Source organism: Pseudomonas sp. QTF5, assembly GCF_000512695.2.
In the GTDB taxonomy this organism is placed as follows: Bacteria; Pseudomonadota; Gammaproteobacteria; order Pseudomonadales; family Pseudomonadaceae; genus Aquipseudomonas.
Genome location: NZ_AZRW02000002.1, coordinates 173,137 through 194,706 on the forward strand (window position 1 = coordinate 173,137; position 21,570 = coordinate 194,706).

Below are 21,570 nucleotides of genomic sequence, written 5' to 3' on the forward strand. Positions count from 1 at the left end.
TGAAACAGGTTACGAGTGCACTTGCACCAACGTGGCTTCGGACTGCTGGCTCACATCGTCGAGACGCTCGACCGAATAGGCTACCCGGACTGTCAGATCCCGATGCTCGCGCCAGAACCTGTAAGGAACGATAAATACCAGCGGCTGACCGGCCATTTCCCTGGAAACTTCACGATCATCGCGATGACTGAAATGCTCCCCGTCACATTTCAGATAGACCAGTTCCCCCTCTTCGGCCTGGGCATCGTCGATCACAATCGTGACACCATCGATCGCATCTTGCAGATCCAGCCAACCCTCATCGGCTTCCAGCACGGTAGGTGGCAAAAGCGGTCCTCGCTCCAGCGGGCCGATCAATAGCCGTGCGGGCTCCGAGAAGCGTGACACTTGCCCCTTCTGCTCGACGCAATAGCTGATCGTAACGACTGCCCCGAGATTGGGTGCAATACAGTCGGGATGTACCCAAAACGATAGTTCGCCGCCGACTGCAAAGGCTTCGACTTTCAATGTGTCATTGAAGCTCGCTTGTGGCGTAACACCTGCCCAGGACAGCAAGACCCGATCTCCAGCCGCCATCCGGGCATACGGCCTGATCGTTACGCGCGCGCCCTCCGTGACTCTGTCCGGATCGAGCGTGCCGCCCACCGCATCGTCCACCATCACAGGCAACAAATCTGGCCGGGCATCACCGACGCTCAGGTATAAACGCCCGGACTCCACAGGTTCACGAAGGCGCGCAGTGTAGAGGATGTAGTAAACCTCGAGTGACCCACCGTCCAGTGCGGCGATGTGTACACCCGATACGCCAAAGACAATCGCCCTGCCCACCTGAGCTTCGCTGACAAAACGCGACACCTCATGCCAATACGCAACACCCTCTGAGTCGATACCTGACCAGAGCATGTCCAGCTTGTCTCCACAGACCATGTCGGGGTAAGCCGCGACGGTGACGATGACCTTTTTTTCGGATGGATCGAGCGTAGCGTTAATCGCCTGGTCCAGCTGTGGCGCCACCCTATATTGCTCTACGACATTCAGGCTATCTGCTTCACAAGTAGTCAATTCATACGCTCCAGTCCTTGGAATAAATGCCGCCTTGAAGGTCGGCATCGAACGAAGCCTATTGAAACCCGCGGTGCCGATCCGCGCTGCCGGACAATCGCGTCGGCTTGCACGGTAAAAGGACATTTCAGAAGTAGGTCATTACGGAGAAGAGTTCAGCCTTCGTTAAAAAGATGTCCCGATATTCCGACCAAGACCTCATGTTCATCCGAACTTTCGTACCGTTTCTATTCCGTTTTCATCAGGTTGCAGCGGCTTTTTCATACATCGCCGAGCGGCTGGTGTGCTTTAGAGTGCCCCTTGAGTACACACCTGACCTACTGCGAAAAAGGAATCTACATGCTACGGAATGCAACCACTCAGTATCCCATCCTGCTGGCCCACGGGCTCTTCGGCTTCGATCGCATCGGCAATCTGGAACTGTTCCATGACGTCAAGCTGGCCCTGAGAAGTGCCGGCGCGAGGGTTTTCATCCCACATCTGTCAGCTACCCACAGCAATGAAACCCGCGGCGAACAACTGCTGGCGCAGATCGACCGGGTATTGCAAGGAACCGGTGCAAGCAAAGTCAACCTGATCGGTCATAGTCAGGGCGCATTGGCTGCACGGTATGCCGGAGCTCTGGCGCCGGAGGCAGTCGCCTCGGTGACATCGGTCAGCGGGCCGAACCATGGTTCGGAACTGGCCGACTTCCTGCGCAAGGCGCTGACGCCCGGGCGCCTGCCGGAGCATATCGCCGGAGCGGTGGCCACCCTGTTTGCCGACTTCCTGTCGTTGCTCAGTGGCAACCGGCACCTGCCGCAGAACGCCATCGCCGCGCTCAATGCACTGACCACCGAAGGCGTTGGCGCATTCAACGACAAGTACCCTCAAGGCTTACCGAAAACCTGGGGCGGCAAGGGTCGCGAATTGGTGAACGGCGTGCGCTACTATTCCTGGAGCGGCACCCTGCAGGGAAACATTCCCGATGAGGGGCTCCATGCACTCAATCCGCTGCACGGGTTCCTCCGGGCCTTCTCCCACTATTTCACCACCGAAGCCGAGCAGAATGACGGCATGGTCGGCCGATTCAGTGCCCATTTGGGGAAAGTGATCCGTTCAGACTATCCGCTGGATCACCTAGACAGCCTCGGCCAGACAACCGGTCAAGTCCGTAAAGGCATCGACCCGATCGCCCTGTATGTCCAGCATGCCGAACGTTTGAGAAATGCTGGCCTTTAGGCAATGCCATGATGCCACGCAAGATAGACGGAACTGACATTGATGGAACTTTGAGAGAGAAATAGCCCACTGAATCCGGTAGGCTCCGCACTTTATTGAACATTGAATGGAGTATTTTCCTATGGCCAAAGCCACTGCCCGTCACATCCTGGTTTCCAGCGAAGAAAAGTGCAATGAACTCAAAGCCCAGATCGAGGCCGGTGCCGACTTCGCCGAAGTCGCTAAAGCCAACTCTAGCTGCCCGTCCAGCCGCCAGGGCGGTGATCTGGGTTCGTTCGGTCCAGGCCAGATGGTCAAGGAATTCGACACCGTGGTCTTCAGCGCACCGATCAACGTGGTACAAGGCCCGGTCAAGACCCAGTTCGGTTACCACCTGCTGGAAGTGACCAGCCGTCAGGACTGATCAACCCTTGAGCTTTTTACACAACGGCCCGCCTTTTGGTGGGCCGTTGTGCTTTCGTTACGTGATACGGCTGGCGAGGGACGCGCCGCTAGCGTACAAATTGTGGTTATCGACCACCCGGCTCCAAGGCTGACAATGCGACTGGCTTTCCCCACTTTGTTGTTCACTGCCGCGGCCCTGTTATTGGGCGCCGTCGGTGTGAACGCTGCACCGCAACATGCGTTGACTGTGTACGGTGAACCGGCGAAGTATCCCGCGGGCTTCAGCCATTTCGCCTACACCAACCCGCAAGCGCCCAAGGGCGGCACGATGCGTCGCTCGGCGATGGAAATCGGTCATTTCGACCATATGCTCCCGTACATTGACAAGGGCACAGGTGTCACGCAGATCGACGGCTTGATCTACTCGCCCCTGGCCCAGCGCTCGCTGGACGAGCCCTATACCGTCTACGGCTTGGTGGCCCAACAGATGGAGCGTTCCGACGATGGACTGTCTCTGCGTTTCTACCTGAATCCGAAGGCCCGTTTCGCCGACGGCAAGCCGATCACCGCCGAAGACGTGCGCTACACTTTCAACCTGCTGATGACCCAGGGCAGCCTGCGCTATCGCACGCAATTCGCCGACGTCAAAGGCATCGAAGTAGAGTCACCAACCACCGTTCGGTTCGACTTCAAGAGCAACGAAAACCGTACCCTGCCCCTGGACCTCGCAACCTTGCCGGTATTTCCCGAGCACTGGTGGAAAACCCGAGACTTTGCCAACGGCGGCGGTTACGAGCCGCCGCTGGGCAGCGGGCCGTACCGCGTGAGCAAGGTCGACTCCGGGCGCAGCATCACCTTCGAGCGTAATGCCGACTGGTGGGGCAAGGATTTACCGGTCAGTCGCGGCCTCTACAACTTCGATCACTTCAGCATCGAGTACTTCGGCGACACCGACGTTGCCCGTCAGGTGCTGCGTGGCGGCGCCTACGATTACAACCGCGAGTTCTCCGCCACAGCCTACTCCATCGGCTACGACAGCCCGGCCCTGAGCGACGGTCGCCTGCAAAAAGCCCATTTGGCCAAAGAGGCACCGCAATCGGCTCAGGGCTTTGTGTTCAACCTGCAAAACCCGATGTTCCAGGACCGCCGAGTGCGCCAGGCCCTGGCCATGCTCTGGGATTTCGAGTGGAGCAACCGGCAGATGATGCGTGAGCTGTACATCCGTCAGCAGAGCTACTTTTCCAATACCGACCTTGCAGCCCGGCAATTGCCCGACGCCGGTGAGCGGGCGATTCTCGAACCGCTGCGCGGGCAAATCCCCGACGAAGTCTTCACCGAGGTCTTCGAAGCACCGAAAACCGACGGCAGCGGCGTGATTCGCGACAAACAGTTGCAAGCCCTGAAACTGCTCGAACAGGCGGGCTGGAAACCCGATGGCGATCAACTGGTCAATGCCCAAGGTCAACCGCTGAGCTTCACCTTCCTGATCAGCCAGAACGGCATGGACCGATTGCTGCTGCCTTATAAGCGCACCTTGAAACAAATCGGCATCGACCTGAATATTCGCCGCATCGACGCCTCCCAGTACATTAACCGCCTGATGTCCCGGGATTACGACATGATCGTCACCGGCTACCCGGTCTCCACCTCGCCGGGCAACGAGTTGTACAACTATTTCGGCTCGGCGGCGGCCAACGATCCCGGTTCCAACAACTACATGGTGCTGAAGAACCCGGCGGTCGATACGCTGGTCAACGGCCTGGTTCGCGCCACCACTCAGGCTGACATGCTGCGCTACGCCCATGCCCTGGACCGTGTCCTGCAATGGAACTTCTATTGGATTCCCAATTATTACCCGCCAGGCAGCTCGACCGTGTGGTGGAACCGTTTCGGCATTCCCTCTGTGCAAGCGAGCAATGAAGAAGCCATCGAGAGTTGGTGGGAAGTGAGCTCCACCCCGCTGACCAACCAACAGATGACTGCCGAGCTCATCAAACGCGGCAAACCCGGAGGGCCGCACTGATGTGGGCTTACGTACTGCGGCGATTGCTACTGATCATTCCGACACTGGTGATCATTCTTCTGGTCAATTTCGTGATCGTCCAGGCCGCGCCCGGCGGCCCGGTGGAACAAGCCATCGCGCGCCTGCAAGGCATCGGCGGCGCAAGTGTCGGCGGCGGTTCCAGCGACGCCGTGCAGGGCAGTTCGCGTGCCAGTCGTGGGCTCGACCCGCAGTTGATCAAGGAGATCGAAAAGCAATACGGCTTCGATAAGCCGGCCCCGGAACGCCTGTGGCTGATGCTCAAGAGCTACGCCCGCCTCGACTTCGGCAAGAGCTTTTTCCGCGGCGCTACCGTCACCGACCTGATCCTGGAAAAAATGCCGGTGACCATTTCCCTCGGGCTCTGGGCCACGTTGATCACCTATCTGGTGTCGATCCCTCTGGGCATACGCAAGGCCGTGCACCATGGCAGCCATTTCGATATCTGGAGCAGCACCGCGATCATCATCGGTTACGCCATGCCGGCGTTCCTGTTCGCGATGTTCCTGATCGTGGTCTTCGCCGGCGGTACTTCGTTGAACTGGTTCCCGGTGCGCGGCCTGGTCTCGGACAATTTTGAGTCGCTGTCGACTGTCGGCAAAATCGCCGATTACTTCTGGCACCTGGTGCTGCCGGTAACGGCACTGGTGGTCGGCGGTTTCGCGGCCCTGACCATCCTCACCAAAAACTCCTTCCTCAATGAAATCACTCGCCAGTATGTGGTCACCGCCCGGGCCAAGGGCTTGAGCGAACGCCGGGTGCTTTACGGCCATGTGTTTCGTAACGCGATGCTGCTGGTAGTGTCGGGGATTCCGCAGGCTTTCATCAGTGTATTTTTCGCCGGTTCGCTGCTGATCGAAGTGATTTTTTCCCTCGATGGCCTGGGTCGCATGAGTTACGAAGCTGCGGTTTCACGGGATTACCCGGTGGTCTTCGGTTCACTGTTCATCTTCACCTTGTTCGGCCTGCTGATAAAACTCATCGGCGACCTTTGCTACACCCTGGTCGATCCACGTATCGACTTCGCGGCGAGGAACGCCTGATGTTCAAGCTCTCGCCGCTGGGCCGTCGCCGTTTCGAGCGTTTCAAGAAAAACCGTCGGGGCTGGTGGTCGCTATGGTTGTTTATCGGCCTGTTCCTGTTGACCCTGGGCGGCGAGTTGATCGCCAACGACAAACCGCTGATGGTCAGTTATCAGGGCTCGCTGTATTTCCCGGCATTCAAACGCCACACCGAACAGGAATTTGGCGGGCAACTGCCGTTCCAGGCCGATTACCGCAGCGATTACGTGCAGAAGCTGATTCACAAGGATGGCGGCTGGATATTGTTCCCACCGATCCCGTTCAGCGACGACACGCCCAATTACGACCTCAATCAACCAGCGCCGAGTCCGCCGTCGAAGGTCAACTGGCTCGGCACCGACGATCAGGCCCGCGACGTGCTGGCCCGGGTGATTTTCGGCGCGCGGGTGTCGATTTTGTTTGCGTTGGCGCTGACGTTTATCAGCGCGCTGATCGGCATCGCCGCCGGTGCGCTGCAAGGCTATTACGGTGGCTGGGTCGACCTGCTCGGTCAGCGCTTGCTGGAAGTCTGGTCGGGGCTACCGGTGCTGTACCTGCTGATCATTCTGTCGGGGTTCGTCGAGCCGAATTTCTGGTGGCTGCTGGGGATCATGGCGCTGTTTTCCTGGCTGGCGCTGGTGGACGTGGTGCGCGCCGAATTCCTGCGCGGGCGCAACCTGGAATACGTCAAGGCCGCCCGTGCGTTGGGCCTGACCGACCGCAAGGTGATCGTGCGGCACATTCTGCCCAATGCGATGAACGCCACCCTGAGTTATCTGCCGTTCATCCTGACCGGGGCGATTTCCACCCTCACGGCGCTGGATTTTCTCGGCTTCGGCATGCCCGCCGGCAGTGCATCCCTGGGCGAATTGATCGGTCAAGGCAAGCAGAACCTGCAAGCGCCGTGGCTGGGGCTGACGGCGTTTTTCACCTTGGCGCTGATTCTTTCTTTATTGGTATTCATTGGCGAGGCGTTGCGTGATGCCTTTGATCCACGATCTTGATCCACGATCTTGATCCATGCTCTTGATCGACAACCATGAGGCGGACTGTTGATATGACTGACAACCTGATCGAAATCCGTGACCTCAACGTGGCCTTCAGCGGCCAGACCGTGGTGCGCAACCTGTGCCTGGACATCCGCCCCGGCGAATGCCTGGCGCTGGTCGGCGAGTCGGGCTCCGGCAAATCGGTGACCGCCCACTCGATCCTGCAACTGCTGCCCGAGACCGGCACTGAAACCACCGGTAGCATTCGCTATCGAGGCCAGGAATTGATCGGCACCGACATCAAGGTCTTGCGCGAACTGCGCGGCAATCGGATCGCGATGATCTTTCAGGAGCCGATGACCTCCCTCAACCCGCTGCACAGCATTGAAAAGCAGATCGGCGAAACCCTGCTGCTGCATAAAGGGCTGGGCGGTAAAGCGGCGCAAGCGCGGATTCTTGAGTTGCTGCAACTGGTGGGCATCCAGAAACCCGAAGAGCGGCTCAAGGCCTACCCCCATCAACTGTCCGGCGGCCAGCGACAACGGGTGATGATCGCCATGGCCCTGGCCTGCGAGCCGGAATTGCTGATCGCCGATGAGCCGACCACCGCGCTGGATGTGACGGTGCAGCGCAAGATCCTGCTGCTGCTCAAGTCCCTGCAACAGCGGCTTGGAATGTCACTGTTGCTGATCAGCCACGACCTCAATCTGGTGCGCAGCATTGCTCAGCGAGTGTGTGTGATGCACGCTGGGGAAATCGTCGAGCAGGCACCCTGCGAAACACTGTTCACCGAACCGAAACATCCTTACAGCTGCCTACTGCTGAACGCCGAACCGGAAGGTGAAGCCCTGTCCCGGGACGAGCGTGAAAAGGTGTTGGAAGTGGATAATTTGCAGGTGCAGTTCGTCATCGGTGGAGGCCTGTTTCAGCGTAAAACTTACCTGCGCGCGGTGGATGGCATCAGCCTGAACGTCCAGCGTGGCAAGACGTTGGGCATCGTCGGCGAGTCCGGTTCGGGCAAGTCCACCCTCGGTCAGGCGATCCTGCGCTTGCTCGACTCGCAGGGCAGCATTCGCTTTCAGGGTGAGGCCCTGGATGGCTTGACGCAAAAGCAGCTGCGACCGTGGCGCAAGAAGATGCAGGTGGTATTTCAGGATCCCTTCGGCAGCCTCAGCCCGCGGATGTCGGTGGCGCAGATCATCAGTGAAGGTCTTGAGGTTCACAGCCAGTCCACCCCGGACGAATGCGAAGCGCAAGTGATCCGGGTGCTGGAAGAAGTCGGCCTCGACCCGCAAAGTCGTCATCGCTATCCGCACGAGTTTTCCGGCGGCCAACGCCAACGCATCGCCATCGCCCGGGCACTGGTGCTGAAACCGGCGCTGATCCTGCTCGACGAACCGACCTCGGCGCTGGATCGCACGGTGCAAAAACAAGTGGTCGCCCTGCTCCGTCAGCTGCAGGAAAAACATGGCCTGACCTATCTGTTCATCAGCCACGACCTGGCGGTGGTGCGCGCCCTGGCCCACGACATGATCGTGATCAAGGACGGCAAAGTGGTGGAAAGCGGCGCCAGCCACGCCGTGTTCGACTCGCCGCAGCATCCGTATACCAAAGAGCTGTTGGCGGCGGCGCATCCGGGGTGGGCATAATCTGCGTCATGCAGTTGGACCGTGTCGCGGCCTTCGCGAGCAAGCCCGCTCCCACATTGGATCGCATTAACACCGCAATTCAAATGTGGGAGCGGGCTTGCTCGCGAAGACGCCCATAACAACACCACACATCCTGGACAATGAAGCCCGATGAACACCACCGAAAGCCTCAAGGACTACCAGCGCGTTCGCACCCTGGCGATCCGTTCGCTGTTCGAGATCATCGAGCAATCGAGCGAGGGCACGGTGATTGTCGACCGCGACGCGAACATCGTCTGGATGAACGAGCGTTATGCCCGGCGTTTCGGTCTGGAGTCGGCCGCAGGTGCGATCGGCAGGGCCTGTGAAAGCGTGATCCCCGGCAGCCTGTTGCGCGAGGTGGTGCGCACCGGGCGGCCAATTCTGCTGGACATGCAGGACACCCCCAAGGAACCGCTGGTGGTGATGCGCCTGCCGATTCACGACGATGCCGGCGCGGTAATCGGCGCCATCGGTTTTGCCCTGTTCGATGAATTGCGCAGCCTGTCGCCGATGCTCAAGCGCTACCTGAGCATGCAGGAAGAACTGGCATCGACCCGCTCGCTGCTGCGGGCACGGCAGACCAAGTACAACTTCGCCCATTTCATCGGCACCAGCGCCGCCAGCCTCGAAGTCAAACGCCGCGCCCGGCGCAGCGCCAGTGCCGAGTCTCCGGTGTTGTTGCTGGGCGAAACCGGCACCGGCAAGGAGTTGCTGGCCCAGGCAATTCACGGCGCCTCCCCTCGGGCGCACAAAGCCTTCGTCAGCATCAACAGCGCAGCGATTCCCGAAGCGCTGCTGGAAGCCGAGTTCTTTGGCACCGCCCCCGGCGCATTCACCGGCGCCGATCGCAAAGGCCGCACCGGCAAGTTGCAGATCGCTCAGGGCGGCACGCTGTTTCTCGATGAGATCGGCGACATGCCGCTGCCGCTGCAAAGCAAGTTGCTGCGAGTGTTGCAGGAAAAGGAATTCGAACCAGTGGGTTCCAACGAAGTGATCCAGAGTGATGTGCGGGTGATCGCGGCCACCTCCACCGATCTGGAGGCGGCGATCAAACGCGGCGAGTTTCGTGCCGATTTGTATTACCGCCTCAACGTGCTGCCAATTCAGGTCCCGCCCCTGCGTGATCGTCTCGACGACCTGCCGGCCCTCAGTGAAGCGATCCTTGAGGAGCTGCGCAGTCAGCACGAACTGAACCGCGAAGCCTTGGATTTGTTGGGTCAACACGCCTGGCCGGGGAACATTCGCGAACTGCGCAACGTGCTGGAACGTGCAGCGTTGCTCAGTGATGATTTGATGCTGAATGCAGCGGATATCCGCGCGGCAATTGGCAGTCTTATGCCGGTGCAGCGTGTGACGCCTCCGCCCCTTGAACCAATCGCCCATGAAACCTTCAGTGAGGCTCGCGAACGGTTTGATCGGCAGTTGATTGAATCCGCCCTCGCGCAATGCGGCGGAAAGGTTATCGAAGCGGCGGCGCGGTTGGGGCTGGGGCGGTCGACGTTGTACAAGAAGATGGTGGCGTTGGGGATTGCGGAGTCTCCATAAAGAGACATGGATCTCCGTTATTAGACATGGCCTCCTGAGCGCTGCGCGCTCTTCGCGAGCAAGCCCGCTCCCACATTCGACCGCATTCCTCTGAGCGACTCGGTCAAACTGTGGGAGCGGGCTTGCTCGCGAAAGGGCCAGACCCGTTAATAGAAGTCTCAAAATAGAGATAAATAAATCAAACTCAACGTACAAAATAAATAATCTCTTTATATTTCAATGTGTTAAGCAACTGGCACGAAACTCGCTATAGCCCTTCCCACAAAGCTTCACCCTACAAAAATAACAATCCAGGAGACACACCATGAGTGTGATCATTGCCTTGGCAGCTCTCACGCTGCTGATGGTGGCTGCGTACCGTGGCTACAGCGTTATCCTCTTTGCCCCGATCGCCGCCCTCGGCGCCGTCCTGCTCACCGACCCTTCCGCCGTTGCCCCAGTCTTCACCGGGGTGTTCATGGAAAAAATGGTCGGCTTCGTCAAACTGTATTTCCCGGTGTTCCTGCTCGGGGCCGTATTCGGCAAGCTGATCGAGTTGTCGGGCTTCTCCCGCTCCATCGTCGCAGCGGCCATTCGCTTGCTTGGCACTCGCCAGGCCATGCTGGTGATCGTATTGGTCTGCGCCCTGCTCACTTATGGCGGCGTATCGCTGTTTGTGGTGGTGTTTGCGGTCTACCCGTTTGCCGCCGAGATGTTCCGTCAGAGCAATATCCCCAAGCGCCTGATCCCGGCGACCATCGCCCTCGGCGCATTCTCGTTCACCATGGACGCCCTGCCCGGCACGCCGCAGATCCAGAACATCATCCCCAGCACCTTCTTCAACACCACCGCCTGGGCCGCGCCGTGGCTGGGTGTGATCGGCACGATTTTCGTGTTCTGCGCCGGCATGCTGTTCCTTCAGAGCCAGCGCAACAAGGCCCAGCGCAGCGGTGAAGGCTATGGTTCGGCGCTGCGCAACGAGCCGGAAACTGCGCCGGATATCAAGCTGCCCAACCCATGGATCGCGCTGTCGCCGCTGTTGATGGTGGGCCTGATGAACCTGCTGTTCACCCGCTGGATTCCGCTGTGGTACGGCAAGACTCACAGCCTCTCGTTGCCAGGCATGGCCGCACCGGTGACCACCGACATCGCCAAACTGACAGCGATCTGGGCGGTCCAGGCAGCCTTGCTGGTAGGCATCGTCATGGTGCTGGTGTTCGGCTTTCAGGCGATTCGTGGCAAGTTGGCCGAAGGCAGTAGAAGTGCGGTCAGCGGCGCGCTGTTGGCGGCGATGAACACCGCGTCGGAATACGGTTTCGGTGCAGTGATCGCGTCGTTGCCAGGTTTTTTGGTGCTGTCCGGCTGGCTCAAAAGCATTCCCAATCCCCTGGTCAACGAAGCGATTACCGTGACGCTGCTGGCCGGTATCACCGGTTCGGCGTCGGGCGGCATGAGCATTGCCCTGGCGGCGATGTCCGAGACGTTCATCAGCGCAGCCCATGCCGCCAATATTCCGCTGGAAGTGCTGCACCGGGTCGCCGCGATGGCCAGTGGCGGCATGGACACTTTGCCGCACAACGGCGCAGTGATTACTTTGCTGGCGGTCACCGGTTTGACCCACCGCGAGGCCTACAAAGACATTTTCTGTATTACGCTGATCAAGACACTCGCTGTTTTTGTGGTGATCGGTACTTACTACGCCACTGGCATTGTGTGAGGTATTCATGACGACTCTTTCGGGCAAGACCGCACTGGTCACCGGCTCCACCAGCGGCATCGGTCTGGGGATCGCCCTGAGCCTGGCCAAGGCTGGCGCCAACCTGATCCTCAACGGTTTCGGCGATGCGTCCAAAGTGATTGCCGAAGTCGAGCAATACGGCAGCAAGGTCGGCCATCACCCGGCCGACGTCAGCGACCCGGCGCAGATCGCCGACATGATCGAATACGCCGAGCGTGAGTTCGGCGGCGTGGATATCCTGGTCAACAATGCGGGCATCCAGCACGTGGCGTCGGTGGAAGATTTTCCGGTGGAGCGCTGGGACTCGATCATTGCGATCAACCTGTCGTCGGTGTTTCACAGCACCCGTTTGAGTTTGCCGGGGATGCGCACCAAGGGCTGGGGACGGATCATCAACATCGCTTCGGTGCATGGCCAGGTCGGTTCGGTGGGCAAGGCGGCGTACGTCGCGGCCAAGCATGGCGTGATCGGCCTGACCAAGGTGGTCGGTCTGGAAACCGCTACGACGAACGTCACCTGCAACGCCATCTGCCCGGGCTGGGTGCTGACGCCGCTGGTGCAAAAGCAGATCGATGATCGCGCCGCGACCGGGATCGACCCGCAGCAGGCGCAACACGACTTGCTGGCCGAGAAGCAGCCGTCCCTGGAATTCGTGACACCGCCGCAACTGGGCGAGTTGGTGCTGTTTTTATGCAGCGAAGCCGGTAGCCAGGTGCGTGGCGCGGCATGGAATATTGATGGTGGGTGGTTGGCGCAGTAACCAGTCGCCCCCCCAGACACTGATCGTTCCCACGCTCTGCGTGGGAATGCAGCCCGGGACGCTCCGCGTCCCAAAGCGGACGCGGAGCGTCCATTGAGGCATTCCCACGCAGAGCGTGGGAATGAGAGAGGCCAAGCCATGTCCGACATCCTCTGGCAACCCGGCACCGAGCGCATCGGCAAGACCCGCATGGAGGCCTTCCGGCGCTTCGTCAATCAGCGACATACCCTTGAGATCGCCGACTACCTTGCCCTGCACCAGTGGAGCATCGATCAGCGGGCAGCTTTCTGGCAGGCCATCATCGATTTCTTCGACATTCGTTTTCACGATCAGCCAGACGCGGTGCTGATAGAGGGCACGCAAATGCCCAGCGCCCAGTGGTTCCCCGGCGCCACGCTGAATTTCGCCGAACACCTGTTGCGCCGTCGCGACGATGCCGTGGCAGTGGTGGCCATCGGCGAAAACGGCCAACGGGAACAACTGACCTGGGCCGAGCTGGCGAGCCATGTCGCCGGTTTTCAAAACGGCCTGAAAGCCGCCGGTGTCGGCCTTGGCGACCGAGTGGCCGCGTGCATGCCGAACACTTGGCAAACCCTGGTGGCGATGCTTGCCACCACCAGTCTGGGCGCGATCTGGTCGTGTTCCTCGCCCGACTTCGGCACCCATGGGGTGATCGACCGTTTCGGCCAGATCGAGCCGAAAGTGCTGATCACCTGCGCCGGTTACCGTTACGCTGGCAAGGACATCGACCAGACGACCAAGGTCAACGAAATCCTCGGGCAACTGCCGTCCTTGCAGCAGTTGATCGTTGTGCCTTACGCGCGCCCCCAGGCGCGCATCGAAGACTTCCGCAGCCAGGCCAACGTGACGCTGTGGGACGATTTCTACGACCCGGGCGGCGAGCCGCAATTCGTTCCCGTGCCCTTCGCCCATCCGCTGTACATCCTCTATTCCAGCGGCACCACCGGCGTGCCGAAGTGCATTGTTCACAGCACCGGCGGCGTGCTGCTGCAACACGTCAAGGAGCATGGCCTGCACACCGATCTCGGCCCCGGCGACCGCTTGTTCTACTACACCACCTGCGGCTGGATGATGTGGAACTGGCTGGTTTCGGCCCTCGCCGTCGGCAGCGCCGTGGTGCTTTACGACGGCTCGCCATTTCATCCAGGTCCGGAGCGCTTGATCGACCTGATCGACGACGAACGCATCAACGTCTTCGGCACCAGCCCCAAGTTCCTCACCTCGCTGGAAAGCAACGGTGTGAAGCCGTGCGAAAGTCATGACTTGAGCAGCCTCAAAACCGTGCTGTCCACCGGCTCCGCGCTGTCTCCGCAAAGCTTCGATTACGTCTACCGCGCGCTCAAGTCCGACCTGTGCCTGTCCTCGATGTCTGGCGGCACCGACATCGTGTCGTGTTTTGTTATCGGCAATCCGGTCCTGCCGGTGCGCCGTGGCGAAATGCAGTGCAAGAGCCTGGGCATGGCGGTGGAAGTCTGGAACGACGCAGGGCAGCCGGTTATCGGAGAAAAAGGCGAACTGGTGTGCACCCGACATTTTCCGGCGATGCCCATCGGTCTGTGGAACGACCCTGACGGCGAGAAGCTGCGAAAGTCCTATTTCAGCCTGTTCCCCGGCATCTGGGCCCAAGGCGATTACGCCGAACAACTGCCCCACGGCGGCATGCTGATCCATGGGCGTTCCGATGCGGTACTCAACCCCGGCGGTGTACGCATCGGCACAGCAGAAATCTATCGTCAGGTGGAGAAAATCACGCAGGTGCTGGACAGCGTCGCCATCGGTCAGCAATGGCAAGATGACGTGCGGGTGGTGCTGTTCGTGAAGTTGCGCGACGGTGTGGAACTGGACGACGCACTGCAACAACGGATCCGCCAGGTCATCCGCGCCAACACCACACCACGGCATGTGCCAGCGAAGATTGTCGCGGTCACCGACATACCGCGCACCATCAGCGGCAAGGTGGTCGAGCTGGCGGTGAGGAATGTGGTGCATGGCCAGAAGGTGAAGAACACCGATGCACTGGCCAATCCCGAGGCGCTGGAGCAGTTTCGCGACCGCTCTGAATTGAATGATTGAAACGTAGATCCACTGTGGGAGCGGGCTTGCTCGCGAAAGCGGTCTATCAGCCAGCATTAATGTTGAATGTGAAATCGTCTTCGCGAGCAAGCCCGCTCCCACATTTGATCGTCGTTGTCAGCGCTAGTCCACTAATCCCCATTCCCCCGGCGGTGTATGGGGCCCGGGCGTAGCCTCGGCGTGCATTTTCAACCGCAGTCGCAAGTTGTTCACCGAGTCCGCATGTTTCAGCGCCTCTGCCTCATCAATAGCGCCCTCGGCAAACAGCTCGAACAGCGCCCCATCAAACGTCTGCATCCCTGCCTCTGAAGACTTCTCCATCATCCCCTTGAGTTCGGAAAGCTCATTGCGCCGGATCAGGTCGCCGATGGTCGGCGTTCCCAGTATTATTTCCACCGCCGCCCGGCGCTGCCCATCCCGGGTCCGCACCAAACGCTGGGAAACAAAGGCCTTGAGGTTATTGCCCAGGTCATGGAGCAGTTGCGTCCGGCGCTCTTCGGGAAAGAAGTTGATCACGCGGTCCAGCGCCTGATTGGCGTTGTGCGCATGCAAAGTGGAAATCACCAGATGACCGGTATCGGCAAACGCCAGCGCGTGCTCCATGGTCTCGCGGTCGCGGATCTCGCCGATCAGCACCACGTCCGGTGCCTGGCGCAGGGTGTTTTTCAGCGCGGCGTGGAAACTGCGGGTATCGACGCCGACCTCACGCTGGTTGATGATTGATTTCTTGTGCCGATGGATAAACTCGACCGGGTCTTCGATGGTGATGATATGGCCACTGCTGTGACGGTTGCGGTAATCGATCAGCGCCGCCAGCGAGGTCGACTTGCCCGAGCCGGTCGAGCCGACGAACAGTATCAGCCCTTGTTTGAGCATCACGGTTTCGAGCAGCACCGGCGGCAACTTGAGGTCTTCGAAGCGTGGAATGTCGAGTTTGATGTTGCGCGCCACGATAGACACATCGTTACGCTGCTTGAAAATATTGAGCCGAAAGCGCCCGACTCCGGCCAAGGAAAGCGCCAGGTTCATTTCCAGTTCCCTATCGAACTCCAGGCGCTGTTCGGCGTCCATGATGGACGCAGCAATGGCTGCCACTTCCCCCGGCTTGAACGGTTGATCGGTCAGGGGTTTGAGCACACCGTCAAATTTCGCGCTGGGTGGCGCGCCGGTGGACAGGTAAAGATCGGAGCCATTGCGGCTGGCGAGAATCTGCAACAGAGCATCGATTTCCATGGCAAAAAGCACCCGCGAAGCATTCAATTGAAAAGAATGACCCAAAACGGGTCATCCAGCGTCTACCGCCATGCAAGGATAGTAGACGCCGCCACACCGACTGACGCGCAGGACATTGTAATGAACGCACCACCGACCGCCAGCGATGCCCAGGCCCTGATTGCCCGACTGGACTGGACAAACAACCCGCTGGGCGCCGCCGATCACTGGCCGCAGAGCCTGCGCACCGCCGTGGACATTGTGATTCACTCGCCGATGCCGATGCTGTTGCTGTGGGGTCCGCAGCTCACGCAGATCTACAACGACGGCTTCGCCCTCCTCGCTGGCAGCAAACACCCTGACGCTTTCGGACAACCGACGCACCTGATCTGGCCAGAACTGAAAGACTTCACCGACCCGATTTACAGCGCCGTCCTACAGGGACAGGTGCGAACCTACAGCGAACAGCGCTTCACCTTGCAGCGCGACGGTCGGGATTCCGACTTCTGGCTGGACTTGACCTACAGCCCCATTCGCAATGAAAGCGCCGAGGTTGCCGGGATTCTGGTCACCGCCATCGAAACCAACGAACGCCGGCGCATCGCTCTGGAGCTCGAACAACGCTCCGCCGCCAGCCTCAAGGCCCAGCAAGAAACCGAGCAGCGCCTGCAACTGGCGCTAGCCGCCACCGATGCCGTCGGCACCTGGGACTGGGACATCGGCGAAGACCGTTTCATCGCTGATGCCCACTTCGCCCAACTGCATGGAATCAACCCGGCCATGGCCAGCCAGTTGCCCATCAGCGAATACCTCCACGGCGTGCACCCGGAAGATCGCGCCATGATTGCCCGCAGCATCAAGTATTGCATCACCCATGGCAGCGAGTACGCGGAGGAGTATCGCTTGCTGCAATCTGACGGCCAACTGCGCTGGGTGTTTGCCCGAGGCCGCTGCTACAAGGACCATCATGGTCGGCCGATCCGTTTCCTTGGCGCGGCACTCGACCTGACCGAACGCAAACACATCGAGCAGGCCTTGCGCCAGAGCCAGACCGAGCTGCAACTGATCATCAACGCCATGCCAATCCTGATCAGTTACGTCGACAGCGAGGAGCGCTTTCGCCTGAACAATGCCGCCTATCTGGAATGGTACGGTCTGACGCCCCAGGAGCTTTACGGCCGTACCGTCCGTGAAGTGCTGGGCGACGAAGCCTATGCCCTGCGCGCCGAATACATCGCCGAGGCGTTGAAAGGCAAAGCCTGCAGTTTCAGTATCAGCGCCGCGCACCGCGATGGCAGCAACCGTCAGGCCTTGATGAACTACCTGCCCCGTCATGGCCCGGACGGCGCGGTGAATGGTTTTTACATCTTCGTGATCGACGAAACTGAGCGCAAACAGACCGAAGAAGCCCTGCGCTACCTCAACGAAACCCTTGAAGAACGGGTGAGCGCCCGCACTCAACAATTGGCCGAAACCAACCAGCGGCTGCAAAACGAGATGTTTGAACGCGAGCGCGCCGAAGACGCCTTGCGGCATGCACAGAAAATGGAAGCGGTCGGACAGCTCACGGGCGGCATCGCCCATGACTTCAACAACATGCTCACCGGGATCATCGGCAGTCTTGATTTGATGCAGCGCTACATTGCCAATGGTCGCGCTGACGAGATCGGTCGTTTTACCGACGCCGCGGTGTCTTCGGCCCACCGCGCCGCCGCCCTGACCCATCGCCTGCTGGCGTTCTCCCGGCGTCAGTCGCTGGATCGCAAGCCGCTGAATGCCAACCAGCTGGTGCATTCTCTGGAAGATTTGTTCAGGCGGACCAAGGGCGATCACATCGAGCTGCGGCTGCAACTGGCCGACGAAGTCTGGCCGGTCAGCACTGACGTCAGTCAACTGGAAAACGCCCTGCTCAACCTCGTCATCAATGCCCGGGATGCGATGCCCGAAGGCGGCGAGTTGCTGATCGAAACCGCCAATGTTCACCTCGACGGTAGCGACATCACCCCCCTGGAACCGGTCAGGGCCGGGGATTACCTGATGATTGCGGTCAGCGACAACGGTGCCGGCATGACCCCGTCAGTGTTGGCCAAGGCCTTCGATCCGTTCTTCACCACCAAACCCATCGGCCAGGGCACCGGCCTTGGACTGTCGATGATTTATGGTTTCGCCCAGCAGTCGGGCGGGCATGTCAGCCTTCACAGCCTGCCGGACCAAGGCACCTGCGTTCGCCTGTATTTGCCACGGTTGCACGTCGCGCTGCCAGAGCACACTTTGCTGCCGGCCACCGGCGAAACACCGGCAGCCATTGCCGGTGAGACCGTGGTGTTGGTGGAAGACGATCCGGCGGTGCGCATGCTGGTGCTCGACCTGCTCAATGAACTGGGTTATCACGCCCATGAAGCCGAAGACGCCAAGGCCGCCTTGCCCTTGCTGGAATCCGACCTGCGGGTCGATCTGCTGGTGACCGATGTCGGTCTGCCGGGCATGAACGGTCGACAACTGGCGGAAATCGCCCGTCAGCACCGTCCGGATCTCAAGGTGCTGTTCATGACCGGTTATGCGCAGAACGCCGCCGAACGCCAGGGTTTCCTGGAGGAAGGCATGGACATGGTGGCCAAACCCTTTTCCATTGACCTGTTGGCCCACAAGATTCGCACGATGATCGGCCAAGCGGACTGAGTTAAGGCATAATCGCGCGCCCCACGCTGGCACCAACATAGCCACCACCGTTGCAAGGTACTGCCAATGAAAGCCCAAGCCCGCCATATTCTGGTGAAAACCTCGGAAGAAGCCGAACAGCTCAAACAACGCATCGCCAAGGGCGAAGCCTTCGATGTGCTGGCCAAGAAATACTCCACGTGCCCGTCCGGCAAACGCGGCGGCGACCTGGGCGAAGTGCGGCCCGGGCAGATGGTCGGGGTGATCGATGCGGTAATCTTCAAAAAACCGCTGCGGGTGGTGCATGGGCCGATCAAGAGCAAGTTCGGGTATCACCTGGTGCAGGTGTTTTACCGGGATTGATCGGTGCCTTCAGGGCTCCATCGCGGACAAGTCGGATCGCCGCACCGCCGCTCCCACAGGGGTGATGTGACTGCAATCGTGGGCAACTCACAAATCCCTGTGGGGCGGCGGGGAGGCGATCCGACTTGCCCGCGATAGCCATGGGTATCTCACATCTCTTGAGCTACAGATTCACTGCCGGGGTTGGGGGTTGGGTGTACATATCCATTTCTGCGGTAACGGCCGCTTAGGGTTCCGCCCTGACGGCGGGTCACTTGTGCGCCCAGCATGGGCGCACAAGTGACTCGCTGTAAAAGCGAAACCGCCAGCGGCCGTGACCGCAGAAACGGATATGTCCACCATCAAACTCGGAAAGTTGTGTAGATACCCATGCCGCCATAGGGGTGTATCAGACAACGATGATGCCGACTGACACTCCGTCTTCGCGAGCGAAGCTCGCTCCTACAAGGGGGTGGTTACACTGAATCGAGCAACGCCTTGTGCGGCTTGCCGTCGCTGTGGCAGATGACGCGGTTGCGGCCGGTGGTCTTGGCTTCGTAGAGCGCCTGGTCGGCGTCGTTGAGCCACAGGGTCGCGTCGTCGTGGGCCGGGTTGAAGGCCGCCAGGCCAATGCTCAAACTGACTTTCAGTGCCGGGTTCTGCTCGTAACCCAACGTGGCGAAACGATCACGCAGCGCATCCATCGCTACGGCGGCGCGGTCCAGCGGCAGGTCCGGCAGCAGCACACAAAATTCGTCGCCGCCATAGCGCCCGGCGACGTCCGCTGCGCGCAGGTTCTGCTTGAGCATTTTGCTCAGCTGACGCAGGACAATGTCCCCGGCGACATGGCCGTAGGTGTCGTTGATGATTTTGAAATGATCGATGTCGATCAGCGCAATCGCCCCGCCCTGCTGCTGGCGTTGGCAACGCTGAAACTCGATTTCCAGCTGATCTTTCCAGGCACCGTGATTCAGCAGGCCGGTAAGGCTGTCGGTGCGGCTCAGGGCCAGCAGTTCGCGCTTGTGCCGGCCGAGGGTATCGGCCTGACGGAAGCAGATCCAGCCCAGGGACAGCAGATAAATCGACAGCAAAGGCAAGCAGGCGTACAGCTGAAACGGACTGGTTAGCGGGACAAAAGCCGGCATGAACACCAGCAACCCCACGCCGATCCCGAGTATCTGCGCGACGGCGCCCACCAACAGAAAACGCAAACCGCCGATGGCCACGTTGTGCATCGCCATCATCGACAGCGTTACCGCGCTGGGCAGCGGATTGAACTGCATGGCCGCCACCCAGAAACCGCCGAGAAACGCGTCCACCAGGATGTTGCGGTGCTCGGCGTGGTAAGGAATTTTCGCCCGGCGCGCCCATTGATAGGCCACATGCGGCCAGAGCAGCCCGTTGAGCAGCATCCCCCCCCAGACCCAGGGTGCCGGGTCGAGTGGGTACATCCCTGCGCCGACGCACAATAACCCAAGGGCCAGCCCCAGAACTCGCGACGTATACAGCCTCCTGGCCAATGAAAGTCCCTTTCCTCCCTTTTTTTCCATAGAGGCCTCTGTACTGCTGAACGGAGCCTGACAACATACGGGTTGAAAAGTGTGTTTGAAGTCTATCAGGGCAACGGCAAATAGCCATCACCGGTTAGCGGTCTGAATTACATGGCATCGCCATGAGGCGAGTGTCCAATGTTTGTCTATACATGAAGGGAGGGATCGATAAACAACCTGTCCTGATCACTGCAAAGGAATAGCCTGATGCTTTTGTTGGTTGTCACTATCGCCGTCTTCGTGGCCTGGAGCTGGTTGAGCTACCCGGCCATTGGTTATTGGCTCTATGACTTGAACATGGCGCTGGAGGCCCGGCTGTATCGGTTACACAAGATCGTCGTGCCGATCGCCGAAATGACCGTCTCGACCTGGCAAGGGGGGCCTTACGAAGCCTCCAGCAGTGTGCTGATGCTGCACGGCTACAGCGCCGACAAGAACATCTGGCTGCGCTTCGCCCGACACTTTGTCAACGACTACCGGGTGATTATTCCTGACCTCGCGGGGCATGGCGAAACCGGCTTCAAGGCCGGCGGTGGCTACGACATTCCGGTCCAGGCCAAACGGTTGATCCAGTTGCTCGATATCTGTGGAGTCGAGAAGGTGCACGTGATCGGCAACTCCATGGGCGGCTACATCGCGGCGTGGCTGGCGGCCACTTACCCCGAGCGCATTATCTCGCTGGCGCTGCTCGACCCGGCCGGCGTCACCGCCCCGGAGGCCAGCGACATGGAGCGACACCTGGCTCGCGGGCACAACCCGTTTTTGATTCATTCCCGTGAAGAATTCCAGTACTTCTACGCCATGACCATGGCTTCACCGCCCTGGGTGCCGGGGATCGTGCTGGACGCCGTCGCCCAGCGCTATGAACAACAGCGCGACGAGCTGGAAGAAATCTTCAGGGACTTCCACGCCAGCCCGCCGATGGAGCCGAAACTGCCCGACATCAAGTGTCCGGCGCTGCTGCTGTGGGGGCGCAAGGACCGCTTGATCGACGTCAGCAGCGTACCGGTCTGGAGCAAGGGCATCGCCGATCTGCGGGTAGAAATCTGGGACGGTGTCGGCCATATGCCGATGGTTGAGCAACCGGCCAACACGGCACGGTTGTACCGAGATTTTTTAGGAAGTAAAAACTGATGAAATCCCTGTGACAAGCCCTGATCACAATCCCTGTGGGAGCGGGCTTGCTCGCGAAGACGGCGGCACATCCAGCATTGATGTCGACTGACACACTGCCTTCGCGAGCAAGCCCGCTCCCACAGGGCAA

At 59.9% G+C, this 21,570-nt stretch carries 16 protein-coding genes; 13 read left to right on the forward strand and 3 right to left on the reverse strand.

Annotation, left to right across the window (positions count from 1 at the left end):
* Positions 1-9: 9 nt before the first annotated feature.
* Positions 10-1,062 carry a hypothetical protein gene (locus IC37_RS02400; protein ID WP_030130644.1) on the reverse strand — a complete coding sequence of 351 codons (1,053 nt, stop codon included), beginning with the start codon at positions 1,060-1,062 and terminating at the stop codon, positions 10-12.
* A gap of 339 nt (positions 1,063-1,401) precedes the next feature.
* Between IC37_RS02400 and IC37_RS02405 the strand changes: the two genes are divergently transcribed.
* From IC37_RS02405 to IC37_RS02450, 10 genes are all read left to right on the forward strand, one after another.
* Entirely contained in the window at positions 1,402-2,283 is an 882-nt protein-coding gene (locus IC37_RS02405; RefSeq protein WP_030130643.1) for a triacylglycerol lipase, read from the forward strand.
* 121 nt (positions 2,284-2,404) lie between these two features.
* Positions 2,405-2,686, forward strand: coding sequence for a peptidylprolyl isomerase (locus IC37_RS02410; RefSeq protein ID WP_007898306.1), 282 nt, complete (start codon positions 2,405-2,407; stop codon positions 2,684-2,686).
* Between the two features lie 135 nt (positions 2,687-2,821).
* A complete protein-coding gene (locus IC37_RS02415; RefSeq protein ID WP_030130642.1) occupies positions 2,822-4,690 on the forward strand; it encodes an extracellular solute-binding protein in 1,869 nt (622 codons plus the stop codon).
* Positions 4,690-5,751 (forward strand): microcin C ABC transporter permease YejB, encoded by a 1,062-nt coding sequence (locus tag IC37_RS02420; RefSeq protein ID WP_030130641.1) that lies wholly within the window; start codon positions 4,690-4,692, stop codon positions 5,749-5,751. The genes IC37_RS02415 and IC37_RS02420 overlap by 1 nt, the downstream gene beginning before the upstream one ends.
* Positions 5,751-6,773: an ABC transporter permease gene (locus IC37_RS02425; RefSeq protein WP_030130640.1), complete on the forward strand. Its 1,023-nt coding sequence runs from the start codon at positions 5,751-5,753 to the stop codon at positions 6,771-6,773. Before IC37_RS02420 ends, IC37_RS02425 begins: the two co-directional genes overlap by 1 nt.
* Positions 6,774-6,826: 53 nt before the next feature.
* Positions 6,827-8,407, forward strand: a complete 1,581-nt coding sequence (locus IC37_RS02430; RefSeq protein ID WP_030130639.1) for an ABC transporter ATP-binding protein — start codon at positions 6,827-6,829, stop codon at positions 8,405-8,407.
* Between the two features lie 150 nt (positions 8,408-8,557).
* Positions 8,558-9,973, forward strand: coding sequence for a sigma-54-dependent Fis family transcriptional regulator (locus tag IC37_RS02435; RefSeq protein WP_030130638.1), 1,416 nt, complete (start codon positions 8,558-8,560; stop codon positions 9,971-9,973).
* A 304-nt stretch (positions 9,974-10,277) separates the two neighbouring features.
* On the forward strand, positions 10,278-11,669 hold the full coding sequence (locus IC37_RS02440) for a GntP family permease (protein WP_030130637.1): 1,392 nt from the start codon (positions 10,278-10,280) through the stop codon (positions 11,667-11,669).
* Between the two features lie 7 nt (positions 11,670-11,676).
* A complete protein-coding gene (gene hbdH / locus IC37_RS02445; protein WP_030130636.1) occupies positions 11,677-12,450 on the forward strand; it encodes a 3-hydroxybutyrate dehydrogenase in 774 nt (257 codons plus the stop codon).
* 138 nt (positions 12,451-12,588) lie between these two features.
* The gene (locus tag IC37_RS02450) at positions 12,589-14,544 is read left to right on the forward strand and encodes an acetoacetate--CoA ligase (protein WP_030130635.1); all 1,956 of its coding nucleotides are present in this window, start codon (positions 12,589-12,591) and stop codon (positions 14,542-14,544) included.
* Positions 14,545-14,667: 123 nt separating this feature from the next.
* Here the strand turns inward: IC37_RS02450 and IC37_RS02455 are convergent, their stop codons facing one another.
* Positions 14,668-15,777 carry a PilT/PilU family type 4a pilus ATPase gene (locus tag IC37_RS02455; protein WP_030130634.1) on the reverse strand — a complete coding sequence of 370 codons (1,110 nt, stop codon included), beginning with the start codon at positions 15,775-15,777 and terminating at the stop codon, positions 14,668-14,670.
* Positions 15,778-15,897: 120 nt separating this feature from the next.
* Between IC37_RS02455 and IC37_RS02460 the strand changes: the two genes are divergently transcribed.
* Positions 15,898-18,435: a PAS domain S-box protein gene (locus IC37_RS02460; RefSeq protein ID WP_030130633.1), complete on the forward strand. Its 2,538-nt coding sequence runs from the start codon at positions 15,898-15,900 to the stop codon at positions 18,433-18,435.
* Positions 18,436-18,501: 66 nt separating this feature from the next.
* The gene (locus tag IC37_RS02465; protein WP_007898282.1) at positions 18,502-18,777 is read left to right on the forward strand and encodes a peptidylprolyl isomerase; all 276 of its coding nucleotides are present in this window, start codon (positions 18,502-18,504) and stop codon (positions 18,775-18,777) included.
* A 455-nt stretch (positions 18,778-19,232) separates the two neighbouring features.
* Here IC37_RS02465 and IC37_RS02470 read toward each other — a convergent pair whose 3' ends face one another.
* On the reverse strand, positions 19,233-20,306 hold the full coding sequence (locus IC37_RS02470; RefSeq protein WP_030130632.1) for a diguanylate cyclase: 1,074 nt from the start codon (positions 20,304-20,306) through the stop codon (positions 19,233-19,235).
* A gap of 207 nt (positions 20,307-20,513) precedes the next feature.
* Here IC37_RS02470 and IC37_RS02475 point away from each other — a divergent pair, with 207 nt between their 5' ends.
* Positions 20,514-21,440: an alpha/beta fold hydrolase gene (locus tag IC37_RS02475; RefSeq protein WP_030130631.1), complete on the forward strand. Its 927-nt coding sequence runs from the start codon at positions 20,514-20,516 to the stop codon at positions 21,438-21,440.
* Positions 21,441-21,570: the final 130 nt, after the last annotated feature.

Excerpts from the sequence above, each read along its gene's own strand:
- IC37_RS02405 (WP_030130643.1), top strand. The coding sequence starts at position 1,402 with ATGCTACGGAATGCAACCACTCAGTATCCCATCCTGCTGGCCCACGGG.
- IC37_RS02410 (WP_007898306.1), top strand. The coding sequence starts at position 2,405 with ATGGCCAAAGCCACTGCCCGTCACATCCTGGTTTCCAGCGAAGAAAAG.
- IC37_RS02415 (WP_030130642.1), top strand. The coding sequence starts at position 2,822 with ATGCGACTGGCTTTCCCCACTTTGTTGTTCACTGCCGCGGCCCTGTTA.
- IC37_RS02420 (WP_030130641.1), top strand. The coding sequence starts at position 4,690 with ATGTGGGCTTACGTACTGCGGCGATTGCTACTGATCATTCCGACACTG.
- IC37_RS02425 (WP_030130640.1), top strand. The coding sequence starts at position 5,751 with ATGTTCAAGCTCTCGCCGCTGGGCCGTCGCCGTTTCGAGCGTTTCAAG.
- IC37_RS02430 (WP_030130639.1), top strand. The coding sequence starts at position 6,827 with ATGACTGACAACCTGATCGAAATCCGTGACCTCAACGTGGCCTTCAGC.
- IC37_RS02435 (WP_030130638.1), top strand. The coding sequence starts at position 8,558 with ATGAACACCACCGAAAGCCTCAAGGACTACCAGCGCGTTCGCACCCTG.
- IC37_RS02440 (WP_030130637.1), top strand. The coding sequence starts at position 10,278 with ATGAGTGTGATCATTGCCTTGGCAGCTCTCACGCTGCTGATGGTGGCT.
- hbdH (WP_030130636.1), top strand. The coding sequence starts at position 11,677 with ATGACGACTCTTTCGGGCAAGACCGCACTGGTCACCGGCTCCACCAGC.
- IC37_RS02450 (WP_030130635.1), top strand. The coding sequence starts at position 12,589 with ATGTCCGACATCCTCTGGCAACCCGGCACCGAGCGCATCGGCAAGACC.
- IC37_RS02455 (WP_030130634.1), bottom strand. The coding sequence starts at position 15,777 with ATGGAAATCGATGCTCTGTTGCAGATTCTCGCCAGCCGCAATGGCTCC.
- IC37_RS02460 (WP_030130633.1), top strand. The coding sequence starts at position 15,898 with ATGAACGCACCACCGACCGCCAGCGATGCCCAGGCCCTGATTGCCCGA.
- IC37_RS02465 (WP_007898282.1), top strand. The coding sequence starts at position 18,502 with ATGAAAGCCCAAGCCCGCCATATTCTGGTGAAAACCTCGGAAGAAGCC.
- IC37_RS02470 (WP_030130632.1), bottom strand. The coding sequence starts at position 20,306 with ATGGAAAAAAAGGGAGGAAAGGGACTTTCATTGGCCAGGAGGCTGTAT.
- IC37_RS02475 (WP_030130631.1), top strand. The coding sequence starts at position 20,514 with ATGCTTTTGTTGGTTGTCACTATCGCCGTCTTCGTGGCCTGGAGCTGG.